The sequence below is a fragment of the Streptomyces sp. NPDC033177 genome (assembly GCF_055577715.1).
This window is the reverse complement of the sequence record NZ_JBVIPS010000005.1, coordinates 394861-395116: the sequence shown is the minus strand read 5'-3', so window position 1 is coordinate 395116 and position 256 is coordinate 394861.

Below are 256 nucleotides of genomic sequence, written 5' to 3'. Positions count from 1 at the left end.
ACTGACACCGGCGGACGGAGTCCGGCGCAGCCGCTCGAAGCTTGTGAGGCGCCCTGGCGCCGATCCCGCGAGAGGGCGTCGGGAAATGGGCCTGCGGCAAGGCCAAGTTGGCGGAGTACGGGGTTACGACGGCTCCGGACCCGCTGGGCTGAGCCGACGCTGACACCGGCGGACGGAGTCCGGCGCAGCCGCTCGAAGCTTGTGAGGCGCCCTGGCGCCGATCCCGCGAGAGGGCGTCGGGAAATGGGCCTGCGGC